At 32.0% G+C, this 17,487-nt stretch carries 16 protein-coding genes and 1 pseudogene; 3 read left to right on the top strand and 14 right to left on the bottom strand.

Annotated elements, in window-relative coordinates:
- Positions 1 to 28 precede the first annotated feature (28 nt).
- The 4 genes and pseudogenes from DWX74_RS11415 to DWX74_RS05520 all read right to left on the bottom strand — a co-directional run bounded on the left by DWX74_RS11415 (position 29) and on the right by DWX74_RS05520 (position 3,054).
- Complete coding sequence (locus DWX74_RS11415) at positions 29 to 745, bottom strand: MATE family efflux transporter (RefSeq protein ID WP_442952064.1); 717 nt, start codon at positions 743 to 745, stop codon at positions 29 to 31.
- 87 nt (positions 746 to 832) lie between these two features.
- Positions 833 to 1,357 (bottom strand): annotated as a pseudogene (locus DWX74_RS11410) (MATE family efflux transporter); the annotation flags it as partial.
- 110 nt (positions 1,358 to 1,467) lie between these two features.
- Positions 1,468 to 2,442 (bottom strand): P1 family peptidase, encoded by a 975-nt coding sequence (locus tag DWX74_RS05525; protein WP_118549071.1) that lies wholly within the window; start codon positions 2,440 to 2,442, stop codon positions 1,468 to 1,470.
- A 57-nt stretch (positions 2,443 to 2,499) separates the two neighbouring features.
- On the bottom strand, positions 2,500 to 3,054 hold the full coding sequence (locus tag DWX74_RS05520; RefSeq protein WP_118549070.1) for an NADPH-dependent FMN reductase: 555 nt from the start codon (positions 3,052 to 3,054) through the stop codon (positions 2,500 to 2,502).
- A gap of 200 nt (positions 3,055 to 3,254) precedes the next feature.
- On the opposite strand from DWX74_RS05520, the gene DWX74_RS05515 reads away from it, so the two are divergent.
- Positions 3,255 to 4,007 (top strand): DeoR/GlpR family DNA-binding transcription regulator, encoded by a 753-nt coding sequence (locus DWX74_RS05515; protein ID WP_118549069.1) that lies wholly within the window; start codon positions 3,255 to 3,257, stop codon positions 4,005 to 4,007.
- A gap of 50 nt (positions 4,008 to 4,057) precedes the next feature.
- Here DWX74_RS05515 and DWX74_RS05510 read toward each other — a convergent pair whose 3' ends face one another.
- Positions 4,058 to 4,954, bottom strand: coding sequence for a glycyl-radical enzyme activating protein (locus tag DWX74_RS05510; RefSeq protein ID WP_118549068.1), 897 nt, complete (start codon positions 4,952 to 4,954; stop codon positions 4,058 to 4,060).
- A gap of 226 nt (positions 4,955 to 5,180) precedes the next feature.
- Here DWX74_RS05510 and DWX74_RS05505 point away from each other — a divergent pair, with 226 nt between their 5' ends.
- Together DWX74_RS05505 and DWX74_RS05500 are read left to right on the top strand one after the other, a co-directional pair.
- Positions 5,181 to 7,592, top strand: coding sequence for a glycyl radical protein (locus tag DWX74_RS05505; RefSeq protein WP_118549067.1), 2,412 nt, complete (start codon positions 5,181 to 5,183; stop codon positions 7,590 to 7,592).
- 78 nt (positions 7,593 to 7,670) lie between these two features.
- The gene (locus tag DWX74_RS05500; protein ID WP_118549066.1) at positions 7,671 to 8,351 is read left to right on the top strand and encodes a fructose-6-phosphate aldolase; all 681 of its coding nucleotides are present in this window, start codon (positions 7,671 to 7,673) and stop codon (positions 8,349 to 8,351) included.
- A gap of 302 nt (positions 8,352 to 8,653) precedes the next feature.
- On the opposite strand, the gene DWX74_RS05495 is transcribed toward DWX74_RS05500, so the two are convergent.
- From DWX74_RS05495 to DWX74_RS05450, 9 genes are all read right to left on the bottom strand, one after another.
- Positions 8,654 to 9,355 carry an AAA family ATPase gene (locus DWX74_RS05495; RefSeq protein ID WP_118549065.1) on the bottom strand — a complete coding sequence of 234 codons (702 nt, stop codon included), beginning with the start codon at positions 9,353 to 9,355 and terminating at the stop codon, positions 8,654 to 8,656.
- A 78-nt stretch (positions 9,356 to 9,433) separates the two neighbouring features.
- On the bottom strand, positions 9,434 to 9,952 hold the full coding sequence (locus tag DWX74_RS05490) for a GNAT family N-acetyltransferase (protein ID WP_118549064.1): 519 nt from the start codon (positions 9,950 to 9,952) through the stop codon (positions 9,434 to 9,436).
- Positions 9,953 to 9,987: 35 nt separating this feature from the next.
- Positions 9,988 to 10,467, bottom strand: a complete 480-nt coding sequence (locus tag DWX74_RS05485; protein ID WP_330415633.1) for an ATP-binding protein — start codon at positions 10,465 to 10,467, stop codon at positions 9,988 to 9,990.
- 186 nt (positions 10,468 to 10,653) lie between these two features.
- Complete coding sequence (locus DWX74_RS05480; protein ID WP_118549063.1) at positions 10,654 to 10,968, bottom strand: EamA family transporter; 315 nt, start codon at positions 10,966 to 10,968, stop codon at positions 10,654 to 10,656.
- A 71-nt stretch (positions 10,969 to 11,039) separates the two neighbouring features.
- Entirely contained in the window at positions 11,040 to 12,314 is a 1,275-nt protein-coding gene (locus tag DWX74_RS05475; protein WP_118549062.1) for an RNA-guided endonuclease InsQ/TnpB family protein, read from the bottom strand.
- A gap of 536 nt (positions 12,315 to 12,850) precedes the next feature.
- On the bottom strand, positions 12,851 to 13,480 hold the full coding sequence (locus DWX74_RS05465; protein WP_199647575.1) for a DMT family transporter: 630 nt from the start codon (positions 13,478 to 13,480) through the stop codon (positions 12,851 to 12,853).
- Between the two features lie 378 nt (positions 13,481 to 13,858).
- Complete coding sequence (locus tag DWX74_RS05460; protein WP_118549061.1) at positions 13,859 to 14,758, bottom strand: hypothetical protein; 900 nt, start codon at positions 14,756 to 14,758, stop codon at positions 13,859 to 13,861.
- 21 nt (positions 14,759 to 14,779) lie between these two features.
- Entirely contained in the window at positions 14,780 to 16,072 is a 1,293-nt protein-coding gene (guaA, locus tag DWX74_RS05455) for a glutamine-hydrolyzing GMP synthase (protein ID WP_118549060.1), read from the bottom strand.
- Positions 16,073 to 16,349: 277 nt separating this feature from the next.
- Positions 16,350 to 17,465 carry an aldo/keto reductase gene (locus tag DWX74_RS05450; protein WP_118549059.1) on the bottom strand — a complete coding sequence of 372 codons (1,116 nt, stop codon included), beginning with the start codon at positions 17,463 to 17,465 and terminating at the stop codon, positions 16,350 to 16,352.
- Positions 17,466 to 17,487 lie beyond the last annotated feature (22 nt).

Genomic DNA, 17,487 nt, shown 5'->3' with positions numbered 1-17,487 from the left:
AGTATAGCTGCTCTTGTCCTATTTTTATTTAACTTATTAATTTTTTATGCTCCCTATAAATCCTAACCATATACACAACTGCAACCAACATAGTTACAAATTCAGCCATAAATATCGCCCACCAGATACTATTTCCACCAAAAAACACAGGAAAAATCATAAGGAAAGCTCCATTTAAAATCACTCCTCTAAGAAGTGAAATAACAGTCGCCTTCTTAGCATGAACAATAGACTGAAGATAGAACACACAGAAAACACAAACTGCCTGTGGAATATATGAAAGCGAGAACACCCTCATAATATACGGTGTTACCTCTATAACTTCCGGAGTCATCTGCATAAATAACCCAACTACACCTACAGGAAAAATAATACTAATTGCCGCAAATGCAATCCCATATATTAATGCAGTTCTAATACCCAACTTCTCTACAGCCCAGCATCTATCAATATTTCCTGCACCAAAGTTCTCAGATGCAATAGGTTGTGTTGCCTGACCAATTCCAGAGAATATACTTGTAAATAGTGAAGAAACTGTACCCAAAACACCATAAACAGCAAGTGCTACACCACCTAAGTAGTTCATTATTTGGTTGTTTGCAATAAATGAAACTGCAATTACTGCAAGTGCACTTATCCCTGCACTAAATCCTGTCGTAATTATTTTCTTAAAACCTTTTAGCCATTGGTGTGGTTTTGCTAGTTTTAATGTCGTCTTTTTAGCAAATACATACCAAAGAATCATAATTGCTTGAACTGCAGATCCTAGAGCTGTTGCAATTGCTGCACCTCTCATTCCCATATTCATAGGGAATACAAAAATCCAGTCCCCGATAATATTAACAACACCACCTGTTAAAATAGCTGTCATTACAAACTTTGGAGATCCATCTGTACGAACAAAAGCTCCTAAAAATGAAGTGGTAACAAATGAAGGTATAAATGCAAAAATCCATTCTCCATATTCCCTCGAATATGGCATAAGTACATCATCTGCACCACAAAGCCTATAAAATTCGTCCTGGTATATCATCCCAGGTATCCATATAATCAATGTAATTATCGTAACTAATATAATTTAAGCTGTGAAATAAGCATCTCCCTTTTCCCTATTTCCTTCACCTCTTGCGTGCCCCATAAGTACAGAACCACCTATCCCACAAAGAAGTGCAATAAAGTTTGCAAGTGCAAATATTGGTAGTACTATTGCACATGCTGCTGTACCATCTGGCCCTGCTCCCTGCCCAATAGCAATTGTGTCAACTAGGCTGTAAACAGCTATAGCTAAAGAGCTACTTATCGTAGGTATCAAAAATTTGTAGAATAGCTTTTTAATATCGTCTTTAATTAAATTCATAATGTCCTCCCTTTTTTGATTTTTATTTCTCCCCTTTTACTTTCCTCTTTTTTACTCTCTCCAAAAAAGACCTCGATTTCACGAGATCTTTTAGGTATATTTCATTTATTTTATAGACAATTTTTTAGATATTCTTCGTCGTCTATTTTAGCACTTTCAATAGCTTTCTTTATAGCTTTTTCCATAACCTTAGCTGCTAAACTACCGACAACATTTACATCACTTACAACTTCTCCAATACTACAAGCATATATGCTATCTCCATCTGCCATAGTTCCAACAGGATTGATACATCTAGCATAAGCATTTCTAGTCATTGAAGCTATTTTATTAAGCTTAGCCTTGTCAAATTTTGCATTACATACAACACAACCTATTGTAGTATTTGTCTTATCTAAATTTGGAGGTGTAGTAACCATTCTAACAAGTACTTCCTCTGAATCTAAAAATACCTTTCTTTCAGGATCCATAAGTCCTGCAATCTTTTGTGCATTTGATGAGTCAAATATATCTCCAACTGCATTCACCGCCACTATTGCTGCTATTTTTAATTCTCCAACCTGAATTGCATGTATTCCAAGTCCTGCTTTTGTAGCTTGTTTTAGTCCTAGTACTTTTCCAACAGTAGCTCCAGTTCCTGCACCAATATTTCCCATAGAATCATCACATTCTTCTAATGCTTTCATGCAAGCTTCGTATCCCATAGCTGAGTCAGGTCTAATATCTGCACGACCATATGCTAAATCATATATGCAAGATTGACAAACAAGTGGAACTTTTGCAAACCCTGTTTCATATCCTATTCCATGTTCTTCAAGGCAACGCATTACACCATCTGATGCAGCAAGCCCAAATGCACTTCCTCCTGATAATACTACAGCATTTAATGGATTGTCTGCAGTCATACTACTTGTTAAAGGAGTTTCTCTAGATGCAGGTCCTCCTCCGCTTATATCACAACCAGCCTGTGCTCCATTTTTAAAGTATATTACACTTACACCAGTTTTTGCTTCATCATTTTGAGCATGTCCGATTGACACATCGTCAATTTCTTTGATTGAAATTTCCTTTATTAGACTTTCCATCCTTACAACTCCTCTTTATTAGTTTTACATTTATCGTATTTTAATTTATATAATTTACTATTCTTCATCTAAAAATTTTAGGAATTCTTCTGCTTGTTTTTTTAATTCTTCTTTCTTATCATCAGAAAGAGTTAGTTCATTATTTGCCCAAGCTTCAGGATTTATTGTAACTCCTACCTGATTTTCCATTACCTTCATTCCCATGATTTCTAATAAATCTTTTAACTTTCCTCTACTTCCAGCTGCTGCACTCCTTCCTGCAACCCCACTTATAGCAACCTTTTTGCCTGTAACTGATGAACCATTTGCATAGTCATTTGGTTTGTGTGGTCTTGAAAGCCAGTCTAGCAGATTTTTTAAAACTCCAGGATAACTAGAATTGTACTCTGGTGTAAATATCCATAATCCATCTGCACCTTCAACTTCTGAACGTACACGAAGAATTTCCTCTGGTGTTGGGAATTCTATATCCTGATTCATAAACGGAATATCTCCGTATGAAAGGAATGATACCTCTGCTTTTCCTTTGAGTTCTTCTGCTATAATATTAGCCCGCTGTCTATTAAAAGACTCTTTTCTCATAGATCCTACAATAAATAATATTTTTTTCATGATAAAACCTCCATTTCCTTGCAAATAAAATTTTTTGTATTATACACTAGGAATTAATGTAGCTTTTCCATTACTTTAATTATAATACAAAGGAAATAAAAAACAATCTTTTACGTTTATCTCTTATTTTTTTATCATTTGAAACTTTTTTATATTGCTAATGAAACTTATCTATGATAATCTAAAAATGAGGTGAAATTATGAATAAAAGACAATCGCAAATATTAGATTTGCTTACACAGAATAAAAAACTAAAAGTAACTGAGCTTTCTGATGTTTTAAATGTTTCTCAGGTAACTATTCGTAAAGATTTATCTGCTCTTGAAGACAGTGGAATAATAGTTAGAGAGCATGGATATGCAAAATTAAACGAAAGCGATGATATTAATAATAGATTGGCATACCATTACGATATTAAACAAAAAATAGCAGAAAAAGCTGTAGAAAGTATAGAGGACGGAGAAACAGTTATGATTGAGTCTGGATCTTGCTGTGCTCTAGTTGCGTTAGAGATTGCTAAAACAAAAAAAGACGTAACTCTTATAACAAATTCCGCTTTTATCGCCGATTATATTAGAAAAACAGGAAATGTTAGAATTATACTATTAGGTGGCGAGTATCAAGAAGAATCTCAGGTTATGGTTGGCCCTATCACTAGAAAATGTGCTGAGGGATTTTTTGTAGATAAGCTATTTGTAGGAACTGACGGTTTTACAAGGGAAACAGGATTTACAGGAAATGATTACATGAGAAGTGAGGCTGTAAAAGATATGGCTAAACAGGCTAGCAATGTAATCGTCGTAACAGACTCTGTAAAATTCCAACAAAAAGGTGTTGTAAGTCTACTGGATACTAAAAAAGTATCTTATGTATATACAGACTCAAACATTCCAGAAGACGCTGAAGAATATTTAGTTGAAAATAATATAAAAGTAATAAAAACAGAAAATTAAAAGGACAAGAATGTAACCGCTCTTGTCCTAATTTTATTTACTACTACTTTTTAGAAAAAGCAATTTAGTCCTTTGTCTAAGAATATTTTCTGATATTCTTCTAGGTCTTCTGGATAAAGGGCTTTTTTGTTTTTGTATTTGTAGTTTCTGTTTAGCAGTTCGTATTTTTTTTCGCCAAACTGGTGGAATGGAAGTAGCTGCACTTTTTTAGCTCCGACCTCTACTAATAATTTCGCTAATCCTTCTGCATCCTCTAATGAGTCATTAAAATCTGGGATAACTGGAATTCTAGGAAGTACTTCTATTCCATTATCTATCGCCCATTTTAAATTTTCCACTATTAAATCATTGTACACCTTTGTTCCTTTATAGTGCTTTTCTCTATCGTAGTGCTTAACATCAAATAAAAGTAAGTCTAACTCTCTAGCCAATTCTTCAAAAGTTTCCTTCTTTACATATCCTGTAGTTTCAATCGCAACATGTACTGAATTTTTCTTTAATTCCGCTATAAGTTTCTTTAAAAACTCAGGCTGGCTCATACCTTCTCCACCAGAGATTGTAACTCCTCCACCAGATTCTTCATAGAAATCTATATCCTGCATACATATATCTACAATTTCTTCTATTGTCTGATAATCACCTTCATAAGATAATGCTCTATTAGGACATGAATTTACACAAGTTAAACATCCCACGCACTTATCTTCATTTATAATTATCTTGTTATCTTCATGAGTTATAGCTCCATTTGGACATGCTGCCACACAAGATAAGCAATAAGAGCACTTACTCTGATCGTGTAAAATCTGAACATTTTTTATCTGAGATTCTGGGTTTGAACACCACTCGCATCTAAGCGGACATCCTTTAAAGAATACTGTAGTTCTTATCCCTGGCCCATCGTGTATACTAAACTTCTGAATATTAAACGTAATTCCCTTTTCCAAAAAATCATCTCCTTATATATTAATCTATATTATTTCCAAAGTTTATCTTCTATTACATTTAAAATAATATCATTTACTCTCTTAAAAGTAAATATTAAAGTTTCATTTGAAACTTTTTAAACTTTTATTTGAAGTTTTTATTTATCTTTTTTGCAAGACGTGGTATACTTTGATTGTAGAATGAAATACTAAATAGTTACGGATGAAACTAAAAGGAGGATATTTTATGAAAAATGTTGAACATTTCGGTGATTTAACACCTAGAATGAATGAATTTAGAGAAAATGTATTAAATAAGAAGCCTTATATATGTGCAGAACGTGCATTATTAGCTACAGAATCATATAAAGAAAATCGCAATCAGCCCGTAGTAATAAAACGTGCTATGATGTTAAAAAATATATTAGAAAAAATGTCTATATACATAGAAGACGAAACTTTAATAGTAGGGAATCAGGCTTCTGCTAACAGAAACGCTCCTATATTCCCAGAATATACACTAGAGTTCGTACTTAATGAACTTGATTTATTCGAAAAACGTGATGGAGATGTTTTCTATATAACTGAAGAAACAAAAGAAGATTTAAGAAGCATCGCATCTTTCTGGGAAAACAACAACCTAAGAAGCAAAGGTGGAGCAATGCTTCCAGAAGAAGTTAGTGTATATATGGAAACTGGATTCTTCGGAATGGAAGGTAAATTAAACTCTGGTGATGCTCACCTAGCAGTTGACTACGAAACAGTTTTAAAACAGGGATTAGTAGGATACGAAAAAAGAGTTTTAAAATTAAAAAGTGAATTAGATTTATGTGTTGCAGAAAATATAGATAAATACCACTTCTATAGAGCAGTTTTAATAGTAATAGATGCTGTTAAAACTTATGCTGAACGTTTTAGCAAATTAGCTGCAGAAATGGCAGAAAAAGCTGAAGGTCAGAGAAAAGAAGAACTTCTTGAAATATCTCGTATATGTGCAAAAGTTCCTTATGAACCAGCAGAAACATTTAGAGAAGCAATACAGTCTACTTGGTTCATACAGTTAATATTACAGATAGAATCTAACGGACACTCTTTATCTTACGGAAGATTTGATCAGTATTTATACCCATACTACAAACACGATAAAGATTTAGGATTAATAACTGATGATGAAGTTGTTGAAATATTAGACAACTTATGGATAAAAACTTTAACTATAAATAAAGTTCGTAGTCAGTCTCATACATTTAGTAGTGCAGGAAGCCCAATGTATCAGAACGTTACTATAGGTGGACAGACTGTAGATAAAAAAGATGCAACTAATGAATTATCATTCTTAGTATTAAAATCTGTTGCACAGACTAGACTACCTCAGCCTAACTTAACAGTTAGATACCACAGAAATATACCAAAAGCTTTCTTAGATGAGGCTGTTGAAGTTATGAAATTAGGAACTGGTATGCCAGCATTCAACTCTGATGAAGTTATAATACCTTCATTTATAGAAAAAGGCGTTACGGAAGAAGATGCATACAACTACTCTGCAATAGGATGTGTTGAAACTGCAGTTCCAGGAAAATGGGGATACAGATGTACAGGAATGTCTTACATGAACTTCCCAAGAATACTTCTTATGGTAATGAACAACGGTGTCGATATGACAAGCGGAAAGAGATTCTTTGAAGGAAGTGGATACTTCAAGGATATGAAATCTTATGAAGAATTAGAACAGGCTATAGAAAAAGCTATGAGATACTTAACTAGAATGAGTGTTATCGTTGAAAATACAATAGATTTAGCTCTAGAAAGAGATGTTCCAGACATACTATGCTCAGCTTTAACTCAAGACTGTATAGGTAGAGGTAAAACTCTTAAAGAAGGTGGGGCAATATACGACTTCATATCTGGATTACAGGTTGGTATAGCAAATATGGCAGACAGTTTAGCAGCTATCAAAAAACTTGTATTCGATGAAAATAAAATAACTCCAGAACAGTTATGGAATGCATTATTAGATGATTTCTCAACTGAAGAAAACAAAAAAATACAGCAGATGTTAATAAACGATGCTCCAAAATATGGAAACGACAACGATTACGTGGATCAGCTAGTGGTTGATGTTTACAACGTATACATAGATGAAATGAAGAAATATCCAAATACAAGACATGGTAGAGGGCCAATAGGTGGAGTTAGATACGCTGGTACATCTTCTATATCTGCAAATGTAGGTCAGGGATTCTCAACTATGGCAACTCCTGATGGTAGAAATGCGAGAACTCCTCTTGCAGAAGGATGCTCTCCTGCTCATTCAATGGATAAAAAAGGACCAACAGCGGTATTCAAATCAGTTTCAAAATTACCAACTCACGAAATAACTGGTGGTGTGTTATTAAATCAGAAAGTAACTCCTCAGTTATTATCAAAAGAAGAAAATAAAGAAAAACTAGAAATGTTAATCAAAACATTCTTCAATAGATTAGATGGATACCATGTTCAGTACAATGTTGTTTCAAGAGATACACTTATAGATGCTCAGAAACACCCAGAAAAACACAGAGATTTAATAGTTAGAGTTGCGGGATATAGTGCATTCTTCAATGTATTATCAAAAGCGACACAGGACGATATAATCGGAAGAACAGAACAAACATTATAATTTAGTTTAAATTATGATAATATAAAATAAGATAAAATTTTTTAAAAAGCTATTATAGCTTTAGGGGGATATAATAAAATGGAATTTATAGTAGATACAGTGAATTTAGAAGAAATCAAGGATGCAGTTGAGCATATGCCAATAGTTGGTGTAACTAGCAACCCATCTATAGTAAAACAGACAAGCCCAGAAAACTTCTTTGAACATATGAGAAAAATAAGAGAAATAATCGGTATGGAGAGAAGCCTTCATGTTCAGGTAATTTCAAAAAATAGCGATGAAATGGTTGCTGAAGCTCATAGAATACTAAAAGAAATAGACGATCAGGTATATATAAAAGTTCCTGTTTCTTATGAAGGTATGAAAGCTATAAAAACTTTAAAAGCAGAAGGTGTTAAAGTTACAGCGACTGCAGTTTACGATTTAATGCAGGCATATATGGCATTAGCGGCAAATGTAGATTATATAGCACCTTATGTTAATAGAATAGGAAATCTTGGTGCAGATCCAATGGATTTAATAAGCAATTTATCTGATAGAATAGCTGTTGACGGATACAGTACTAAGATAGTAGCTGCATCATTCAAAGGTGTTCAGCAGGTCAGAGATTCATTCAACTTTGGAGCACATGCTATAACTGCTCCAGTTGCAGTATTAAAACAGATATTTGCAAATCCAAACATTGAAAAAGCAGTAGATGACTTCAATAAAGATTGGTATGCAATGTATGGAGAAAATGTAGGTATTTGTGAATTATAAAATAGAATATCTTCGGGTTATTTTATAAATTAAAACCATAAAAATAACAACCGATTCCCACTCCAGGCTTCGACGTGGTGTAAGTGATTTGTTTTATTAAAAATCATTCTCACGTCTGCAAATTGTCGTTGGGAATTCGGTTGTTATTTTTTATGGTATAGATTTTAAAATCATACCTGAAATTATTTATATTTTATAATTACAAATCACTACTTCAATAGAAGATTTTTTATTTGTAATTTTATTTCTATCTATTTTCATGTAGCCGTAGGCTAAGTAAATATTAAAATATTATATAATTTTTAGTCTAGTAAGTTTTTTAGTAGTATTTCCCTGTTGTTTATGAACATTTCCGTTATTTTGTAACTTTCTGTTTCTTCGTAGGTGCATTTGTGTATTTTTCCGTCATCAAAGTTGTATATTTCAGCATCTGGTATTCCGAGTAGTATAGGTGAGTGAGTTACTATTATGAATTGTGCTCCTTCTTTTGCATATTTGTGTATCTCCATCAACAATGTCAACTGTCTTTGTGGTGATAGTGCAGCCTCAGGTTCGTCAAATATGTATAATCCATTTGGTCTAAGGCTATTTTGAGCCAATGCTAGGAAACTTTCTCCATGAGATCTTTCGTGATATTTTGCAGAAGGATGTAAATCGTCTGCGTATGTTGCAACATTGTAAAAGCTCTCTGCTCTTAGAAAATATCCGTATCTTTCTTTTCTAAATCCTTTTACAATCCTTATTGCATCACATAGTTCTGAATGAGTATCATGGGTAGAAAATGAGTAATTCTTCGTTCCACCCTCAGGATTAAATCCATGAGAAACAGCTATTGCCTCAAGTAGAGTTGATTTTCCTGTACCATTTTCTCCTACAAAAAATGTGATTGGATTTGAAAATTCGAGACTTTCAACGTCTTTTAAAGCTTCAATTTTTCTAAGATAACTCTTTTCTGATATATTGTCCCATTCGAATTTAATTCCTCTGATAAATTGATTATTCATATCTTCTCCTCCAATCTATTTGTATTTTATATTTTTAATATTTATTATTTCTATTTATTTTATTCTTCAAAACATGATCTATATCTTATATTCTAAAAATGCTAATTCCTCTTTTATCAATCCTTCTAATAGACTTTCATAATACCCAGCAATTCTAAATCCATTTTTCTGATATAGACTCTTTGCTGGCTCATTGTGTGCATAGGTATCTATTCTCATAGCCTTGCATCCTAATTCCCTAGCAAAATCTTTTGCATAATCGACCATCTGCTGACCATATCCCCTACCTGCTTTCTGTGGTGGTATGCAAAGTGTGTGAATAACAAGAATTTCCTCGCCTTCTCCAGGGTAAATCCAATCAATCTCTTTGTATTCCTCAGCTTGAAAATGATTTAAAATCATACTCGCACAAATTTCTCCATCTTCTTCAAGCACATACATAGTTCCTGTAGGAATCTTCTCCTGTGGAACTTTGATAGTTGGGTATACTCCTAATTTCCAATTTGAATTGCTTCCATGTTTTTCCTCATAAGTTAAAAGATCATTGTATGTATCTGCTATTGCATTTATATCTGACTCAACTGCTTTTCTTATCATAACTTTCCCTCCAAAATGTTAAGTTTTTAATTCCATTATTTAAGAATAATCCAACTACCCTTTCTGTTTGATCCAATTCTTTCTATTAATTTTTTTTCTTGTAATGTTTTAAAAGCTCTTTCAATTGTTCTCTTTGTTACACCTATATTTTCTGCTAATTCTTCATATGTATAATTCGGATTTTCGATTAATAAATCAATTATTTTTATTTCAGTTTTGTTTAAACCTATTTTTTTGCCGACATTTTTATTTTCTACTTTATTAACGACTTCTTTATTGAAAGGAATTATACATTTAATATAATTACTTTCTATTTCAAAAACTTCTTTTCCATACTCTTTTATAATTGTTGGTATTCCATGACCTGTATGTTCAGCCAGTCCCATATTCAAGAAAATTCTCATCAAAGTTGTGTTTCTTGGTTTGCTAATCCCATCGAAAAATTGACTTTCTGTCATTCCATTTGGAAGTCCTCCATGAGATAATATTTCTAATCTATCATCAAACATAGATATTTGTGGCTCTGTAATTGTCCAATCATTGTGAACTAATGTATTTAATATTGCTTCATTTACACAACATAATTAAATAAGTATACGTCTTTTCTTGGTCTAACTGTTGTATCTGAAATACAAATATTTTCCACTTGTAGCCTATTTTTTATCTTTTTTGTAATATTTTATTCATTTATACTCGTATTTTTAATTTTTATCTTTATCCGGCATACTCAACAACGCTAATGCCATTATTACTAGCACAATCCCCACAACTGATAGAACTGTAGGAATTTCTGAAAAGAAAATAACTCCAAAAATCATTGCTGCAACTGGTTCTCCAGATGCCAAAATTGAAGCCATTCCCGCATCAATATACCTAATTGAAAAAGTATATAGAATGTATGGAAGTACTGATGTACAAAGTGAATGAATCACTAAAAATATGCTCATCTCAACAGGATTTGATACTACAACATCAGTAACCAATTTCCAATCTGTAAGCGGAATTACAACTAGCATAACCCTGAACCTCCCATGACTAAAGTCGTAGGGTTCTAAAAGTTTAAAACTTTATTTAAGAAGTTTAGTTGCTATGCAACCCTTATTCTTATAGGCGTGTCCAGTTCGCCTCTATTGTATAGGACATCTAAGCCCACAACTTTACTTTTACTCAATATATTCAACGCCCCGTTTACATCTGCATTTAATAACTTACCATCTTTTGTTTGATACAATCCTCTTTTAACCCTTTTTCCACTAAATTTATATTCCTTATGTGGAAGCCAGTTTTTGATGTCTTCGATTATATTTTCATATACAGGAATCTCATCTCTATCAAAAAAACTAGCTTTTGATGTGTAGCTTTCTTCCTGTTCAACAAAAGTTATTCCGTATAATTCACAAAGATACTCTATTTTTTCTCTAAGCACTCCAAATGGTATATTTACAAGTGTCTGATTATTTTTCTTGCCTAAATCAGAATTTCTTTGAAGTGTTGGATTATACCCACATACAACAGTTCCTATTCCATTTTCTAAGCAATAGTTTATTATTATTCTAGCAGTTTTGTTCATATAATCATTAACTCTATTGTTTCTTTTTCTAGTATTGGTAACCTGTCTGTTTGTGTATTTCTTTTTATATCCTTGTTTGTCCTTTACACTCTGTAAACGTGCATTTTCTTTATTATGCCATTGGTTTATAGATTTTAATCTTCTTCCATCTACTATGAAAGACTTACCAGTTGATGTTACACAAGTTGCAAGATTATTCACTCCAAAATCTATTGCTAGTGCTTTATTTTTATCGACATTACTTTGAACTTCTTCTACTTCATATATATATTGAATTTCAAAGAACCTAGCTTTTGATTTAGGTTTAATTCTTATCTCTTTTATATTTTTATCAACTAGTTTAGGTGGAATATTTATCTCTATTCTTTTATGCTTTTTGTTGAAAGCCCTTGAATATGGAATCATTAATTTATTTCCTTTTATTCTCACAAAACCTATAATCAATGTTTTAAAACCATCTTTAGGAAGATATTTAGGAAGTTTTATGTCTTTAAAATTGTATTTTCCATTCTTTGCCAATTTAAGTAAAGAAAAGTATGATTTAAAAGATTCATCAACTTCCATTAAAATCTGCTGTGCCATATTTGAATTTAGCATTTTATAGTTAGGGCTATTTTTTAGCAGTTCGTAATTCTTTTGATAGTTTAGATATTTACCTTCACTAAAATAGTATTGTCTAACATTGTATATTGCTTCGTTAGCTAAATTCTTAGCCATATGAGATAACAGTTTTAAGTTTTTATAATCTTCTTTAGTCAATTGTTTTACTTGTTGTTTCATACTTAAATACATTATAATCACCTCGCTTTCTGTAAACGTTTGTATAGGTATATTATAACATATTTTGTAGAACGTTTGTTCTTATTTAATTATTTTATTGAAAATATTTTTGTAAAAGTTTTTTAGTTTTAAATTTTTAGAATCCCACAACATTTGGGAGGTCTCGTTCATATAAGCTCGCTACTTCCTATACAGTTCTCTTATGAACTTCTTAATGTTTACATTAAGCACAGACTATATCTTATCCCTCAGCCTTACCTGTTAGGGCGAAACCACTTCCACTGCCAAAAGCTTGCAGTGTACTTCCCTCACGAGGAATAGTCGTTGAAGTTTCTCCTATTCGGAGCTTACCTGCTGATTATCGATTTTCAAGCACTTAGGATTTAACCTTATACCATCTAATTAATTTTTTCTGCTTTCGCCACATTCACACTTGAGCTTTTTTCATCTCTATGTTGTAGTTTAATTAGCTTTACGATTTTCCAGCAATTCAGTTTCTTAGTTACGTAGGTTTGCTACGTCTACATACAAGTTTCCCTATATGCTTACTATTCTAGCCAATTCATCTCACGACTAAAGTTACGAGTGTTCTTGGCTAGTTTAATAAATAGACAATAAAATGTTGTAGTAAATGCGTGGTACCCTCTTTCCATTGCAGTTTTACTTATAATTCCATAAAGTCCGTAGAAAAATGCACCTATTGTTCCAACTATTATACCTTTTACAGACCATCTCATAGTAGATGCCGCCTCTAGCACTCCACTAGCAAGCACACATCCAGCTATTGCAATAGTCATGCAGATTACTTTCTTTGATGTAATTTTTTCCTTAAATAATATCGCCGCCATAAAAAGAACAAACACAGGTGAAAGGCTCAAAAGAACTGCTGCTAGTGACAATGACAACTCACTTATTGCAAAATTATAGCAAATATTAAGCCCAAACATTCCAACTATTCCACCTGCTACAAAAATCCATAAATCCTTTAACTTTATTTTTAATAAATTCCTATCATAAATCCCTAACCATACTGCAAGTATAAGCACTGCGAGAACTACCCTAACCGACACAACTGTATAACTATTCATTCCTAGTTCTGTAAGTTTCCTAACAAAAATTCCAGCTGAACCCCACATTGCCCCAGAAACTATCGGCATTAAATATAAAAGTTGTTTCAAAATATCTACCTCCTATTAATTTTTTTGTTTTTATATTTTTTATTTTAATTTTTCTAATTCTTTATATGCTTCATTCAAAACCTTATAAATCATCCTCCCTTTAATAATAAAATAATAGAGATGTTGTAAGTTATTCACAACACTTCTCTTATTTTATTATAATTTACTTACTTGTAAAAAAGAATATATTGTGATTTTTTCTTAAATTAGAAATTCTCTTTTGCTTGTGGTTTCAACTGAAGTGCGCTCGACAATCTATAGTCGATTTCTACTTTTTCAATAAAATAAATTATAAAAAAAGCTGATTCCAAAATATATGGATTCAGCTTTTTAGTAACAAATTTAATTAAATAGCTTAAAATTGTTTTAGATAACTATTTATTTTTTCTTCTTTTTAGGAACTTTCTTAGTAGGAATATGATCTTCCATCCAATTTAAAAAGTCAGGAATAGTTTCATAAACAAAACTAACTTCTATAAATGACCTTACAGTATCCTCTTTAGAATTAGGTTTAGAAATTGGTGAACTCATAATATCCTCTATCTTATCTGCATCTTCTTTTAAAATCTTAACTGCTTGTTTTAAACCCTTGACTTTTTCATGTAGAATATTTAAATAAGAAATTGCCTTTTCTTTATTGTCTAGTTTATAGTGAAGTGCAATCATTGGCAATAACATCCTACTACTTTCTTCCGAATACTTATTGTATAACTCTTCTGCCATTGTTTCTTCTTCTAGAAAAGCGTATATTGCGATTAAACTATATCTTAATTCTAAATTATCATCTTCTTCTAAGCTACATACTTTTCTACAAGCCTCTGCAGCTTTTCTCATTTTTCCTTGTACTATAAGGCATCTTATATATGTTTCGTATGCTCTTATATATCCCTGAATTTCATCAATTTCATAATATTTTCCAATACAATCTTCTTCTATTATTCCTTCTTTTTTTAAACGTTGTTCCTCTTCATGGATAATTTTCTCAACATTTAATTGTAATTCTTCAGGATCATCTATATTGTTATTCATCAAAAGAAATAATTTACCTTCAACAAAATCCGGATTTATTTCTAATGATTTTTTTATAAATTCTATTCTTCTCTCTGGGTCTGTAGCTTCTATAGCTTTTGCTAGATAAGCATATTCATCAAGCTCATACTCTTCTTCATTTAACATTATATTATTTAAATACATTTCTATTGCTTTAAGTGCTTCTTCTTCACTTTCAAAGTCGTTTTCATCTGCAAATTTTTGCAATTCATCAAATAAATTTTTCATTTTTTTACTCATAATTTTACTTTATTCCCATTCTATTGTTGCACTTGGTTTTGGACTTAAATCGTAGCAAACACGGTTAACATTTTTAACTTCTTTAAGTATTCTATTAGTTATCTTGTCTAATATAGCCCAATCTATGTGCTCTATTGTAGCTGTCATAGCATCTACAGTGTTTACAGCACGAATTATTACTGGGTATTCAAAGCTTCTTGCGTTATCTCTTACACCAACTGATTTGAAATCAGGAACAGCTGTGAAGTACTGCCATACAGTTTTGTCTAATCCAGCATTTGCAAATTCTTCTCTAAGTATTGCATCTGATTCACGAACAGCTTCTAATCTGTCTTTTGTTATAGCTCCAAGACATCTAACACCAAGACCTGGTCCTGGGAATGGCTGTCTGTATACCATATTATGAGGTAGTCCTAATTCTACACCACAAGCACGAACTTCATCTTTGAATAAGTAGTATAGTGGTTCAACTAATTCGAATCCTAAATCTTCTGGTAGTCCACCAACGTTGTGGTGAGATTTAACAACTTTAGCTGTTTTTGTTCCACTTTCTACTATGTCAGGGTATATAGTTCCCTGTGCTAGGAAGTCTATTCCTTCTAATTTACGAGCTTCTTCTTCAAATACTCTTATGAATTCAGCTCCTATTATTTTTCTCTTTTCTTCAGGATCTGCTACACCTTCAAGTTTTCCTAAGAATCTTTCTTCTGCATCTACATAGATAAGGTTCGCATCCATCTGGTTTTTAAATATTTCAACAACACTTTCAGATTCACCTTTACGCATTAAACCGTGGTTAACGTGAACACATACTAACTGTTTTCCTATTGCTTTTATTAAAAGTGCTGCAACAACAGAACTGTCAACACCACCTGATAAAGCAAGTAGTACTTTTTTATCTCCAACCTGGTTTCTTATTAATTCTACCTGGTCTTCTATAAAGTTTTTAACGTTCCAGTTAGCTTCTGCTTTACAAGTATCGAAAACAAATGCTTTTAAAGTTTCTTCATCTGGCATTTCATCGAATTTTGTTTCACATTTTGAAGTTGGGTGGTCTATTGAAATCATTGGGAATCCTAATGTGTATAATTCTTCATTGATTTCTACTGCTTCTCCATCTACTATTCTATTTTCCCCTCCAAATAGAACAATACCTTTTAAATTTTTTAATTCTTTTATTTCCTCAGCAGTTATATCGTGTGGGTATATTTCACTGTATACACCTAAGTCACGTATAGCTCTAGCTAAGTTTGTGTTTTTTGTGCTACCTAAGTCTAAAATAGCGATCATATCTTGTTTCATAGCTTAACATCATCCTTTTCTTATTAATCTAATATAATTTTATAATTAGATTGTATCTCATTTTTTGGCGACATACAATAAAAATATGCATTTCTTACGATAAAATTATAAAATTTCACGAAAAAAAGTGTGCCATATACCAAATTTCATTCGGTATTTAGCACACTTTTTATTGTCTAAAAGGTTTAAAGTTCAATTTTTATCTTATCTCACTAGACAAGAACAATCAGTTTTTTATAACTGCCCTCATCAGAAACAAGAGGCTCCACTTGTCAATTTATTCAAAATATTTAGCAACTCTCTTTAAATCTTCTCTAATTAATAATTGTTGTGGACACATCTTTTCACAAGCACCACATTCTTTACAATGGCTTGCTTTTGCATCATCAGACATCTTTGCATATTGCGCCTTAAAGCCATCTTTATCATCATAGATAGAAGCATTGTTCCAATATTTAAAATTTGTTGGAATATTGACACCAAATGGACAAGGCATGCAATATTCACACCCTGTACAACCATTTTTTGTACGTGAATGTAAAGTATCTGCAACTTTGTTCACAATAGTCAATTCTTCTTTAGATAAATTTTTATAATTATTAAATGTTTTTAGATTATCTTCCACTTGAGCAAGTGTAGACATACCACTTAAAATCACTTTTACACCAGGTAATGTTCCAACATAACGCAATGCCCAAGAAGCTAATGTTGCTTCAGAATTGTAGTCTTTAAATATTTTTGTAACATCTTCAGGTAATTTAGCCAATGATCCTCCTTTAATAGGCTCCATAACAACTAGTGGAATACCTAATTCATTAGCAAAATCAACACCTCTTTGTCCTGCTTGAATTTCCATATCCATATAGTTTAATTGTAACTGACAGAAATCCCAAGAGTGATATTTTATAATTTCTTCAAATACATTAAATTCATCATGAAAACTAAATCCTAAATATTTTATCTTCCCTTGTTTTCTTAGTTCCTCACACATTTCAATAATATGATATTCTTTTACTTTTTTCCATTTATCAGCATCCAATGCATGTAATAAATAAAAATCAACATACTCAACATCTAATCGCTTTAATTGTGAATCAAATATTTCCATTGCTTCTTGTTGACTATTAATATTCCAGATTGGTAATTTTGTTGCAAGTTTAAAACTTTCACGAGGATATTTTTTTAAAACTCTTCCAACAAATGGTTCACTATCGCCATCATGATAAGGATAAGCTGTATCAATATAAGTAACTCCTGATTCAATCGCTAAATCAATCATCTTTTCAGCTTCTTTTTCTTCAATATGTCCATCTTGATCTAATGGAAATCTCATACAGCCAAATCCTAATAATGAAGCTTCTACGTCTAATTTTTCAAATTTTCTATTTTCCATAACACTCTTCCCCCTTATATTA

It is taken from the genome of Peptoclostridium sp. AF21-18 (assembly GCF_003478825.1).
Classification (GTDB): domain Bacteria; phylum Bacillota; class Clostridia; order Peptostreptococcales; family Peptostreptococcaceae; genus Peptacetobacter.
Note: the sequence above shows the minus strand (reverse complement) of the source record. Positions and strands in the feature narration are given on the sequence as shown.

Coding starts and splice junctions, on each gene's coding strand:
- DWX74_RS11415 (WP_442952064.1), bottom strand. CDS start 745: ATGATTCTTTGGTATGTATTTGCTAAAAAGACGACATTAAAACTAGCA.
- DWX74_RS05525 (WP_118549071.1), bottom strand. CDS start 2,442: ATGGAAAGTCTAATAAAGGAAATTTCAATCAAAGAAATTGACGATGTG.
- DWX74_RS05520 (WP_118549070.1), bottom strand. CDS start 3,054: ATGAAAAAAATATTATTTATTGTAGGATCTATGAGAAAAGAGTCTTTT.
- DWX74_RS05515 (WP_118549069.1), top strand. CDS start 3,255: ATGAATAAAAGACAATCGCAAATATTAGATTTGCTTACACAGAATAAA.
- DWX74_RS05505 (WP_118549067.1), top strand. CDS start 5,181: ATGAAAAATGTTGAACATTTCGGTGATTTAACACCTAGAATGAATGAA.
- DWX74_RS05500 (WP_118549066.1), top strand. CDS start 7,671: ATGGAATTTATAGTAGATACAGTGAATTTAGAAGAAATCAAGGATGCA.
- DWX74_RS05495 (WP_118549065.1), bottom strand. CDS start 9,355: ATGAATAATCAATTTATCAGAGGAATTAAATTCGAATGGGACAATATA.
- DWX74_RS05490 (WP_118549064.1), bottom strand. CDS start 9,952: ATGATAAGAAAAGCAGTTGAGTCAGATATAAATGCAATAGCAGATACA.
- DWX74_RS05480 (WP_118549063.1), bottom strand. CDS start 10,968: ATGCTAGTTGTAATTCCGCTTACAGATTGGAAATTGGTTACTGATGTT.
- DWX74_RS05475 (WP_118549062.1), bottom strand. CDS start 12,314: ATGTATTTAAGTATGAAACAACAAGTAAAACAATTGACTAAAGAAGAT.
- DWX74_RS05460 (WP_118549061.1), bottom strand. CDS start 14,758: ATGAAAAATTTATTTGATGAATTGCAAAAATTTGCAGATGAAAACGAC.
- guaA (WP_118549060.1), bottom strand. CDS start 16,072: ATGAAACAAGATATGATCGCTATTTTAGACTTAGGTAGCACAAAAAAC.
- DWX74_RS05450 (WP_118549059.1), bottom strand. CDS start 17,465: ATGGAAAATAGAAAATTTGAAAAATTAGACGTAGAAGCTTCATTATTA.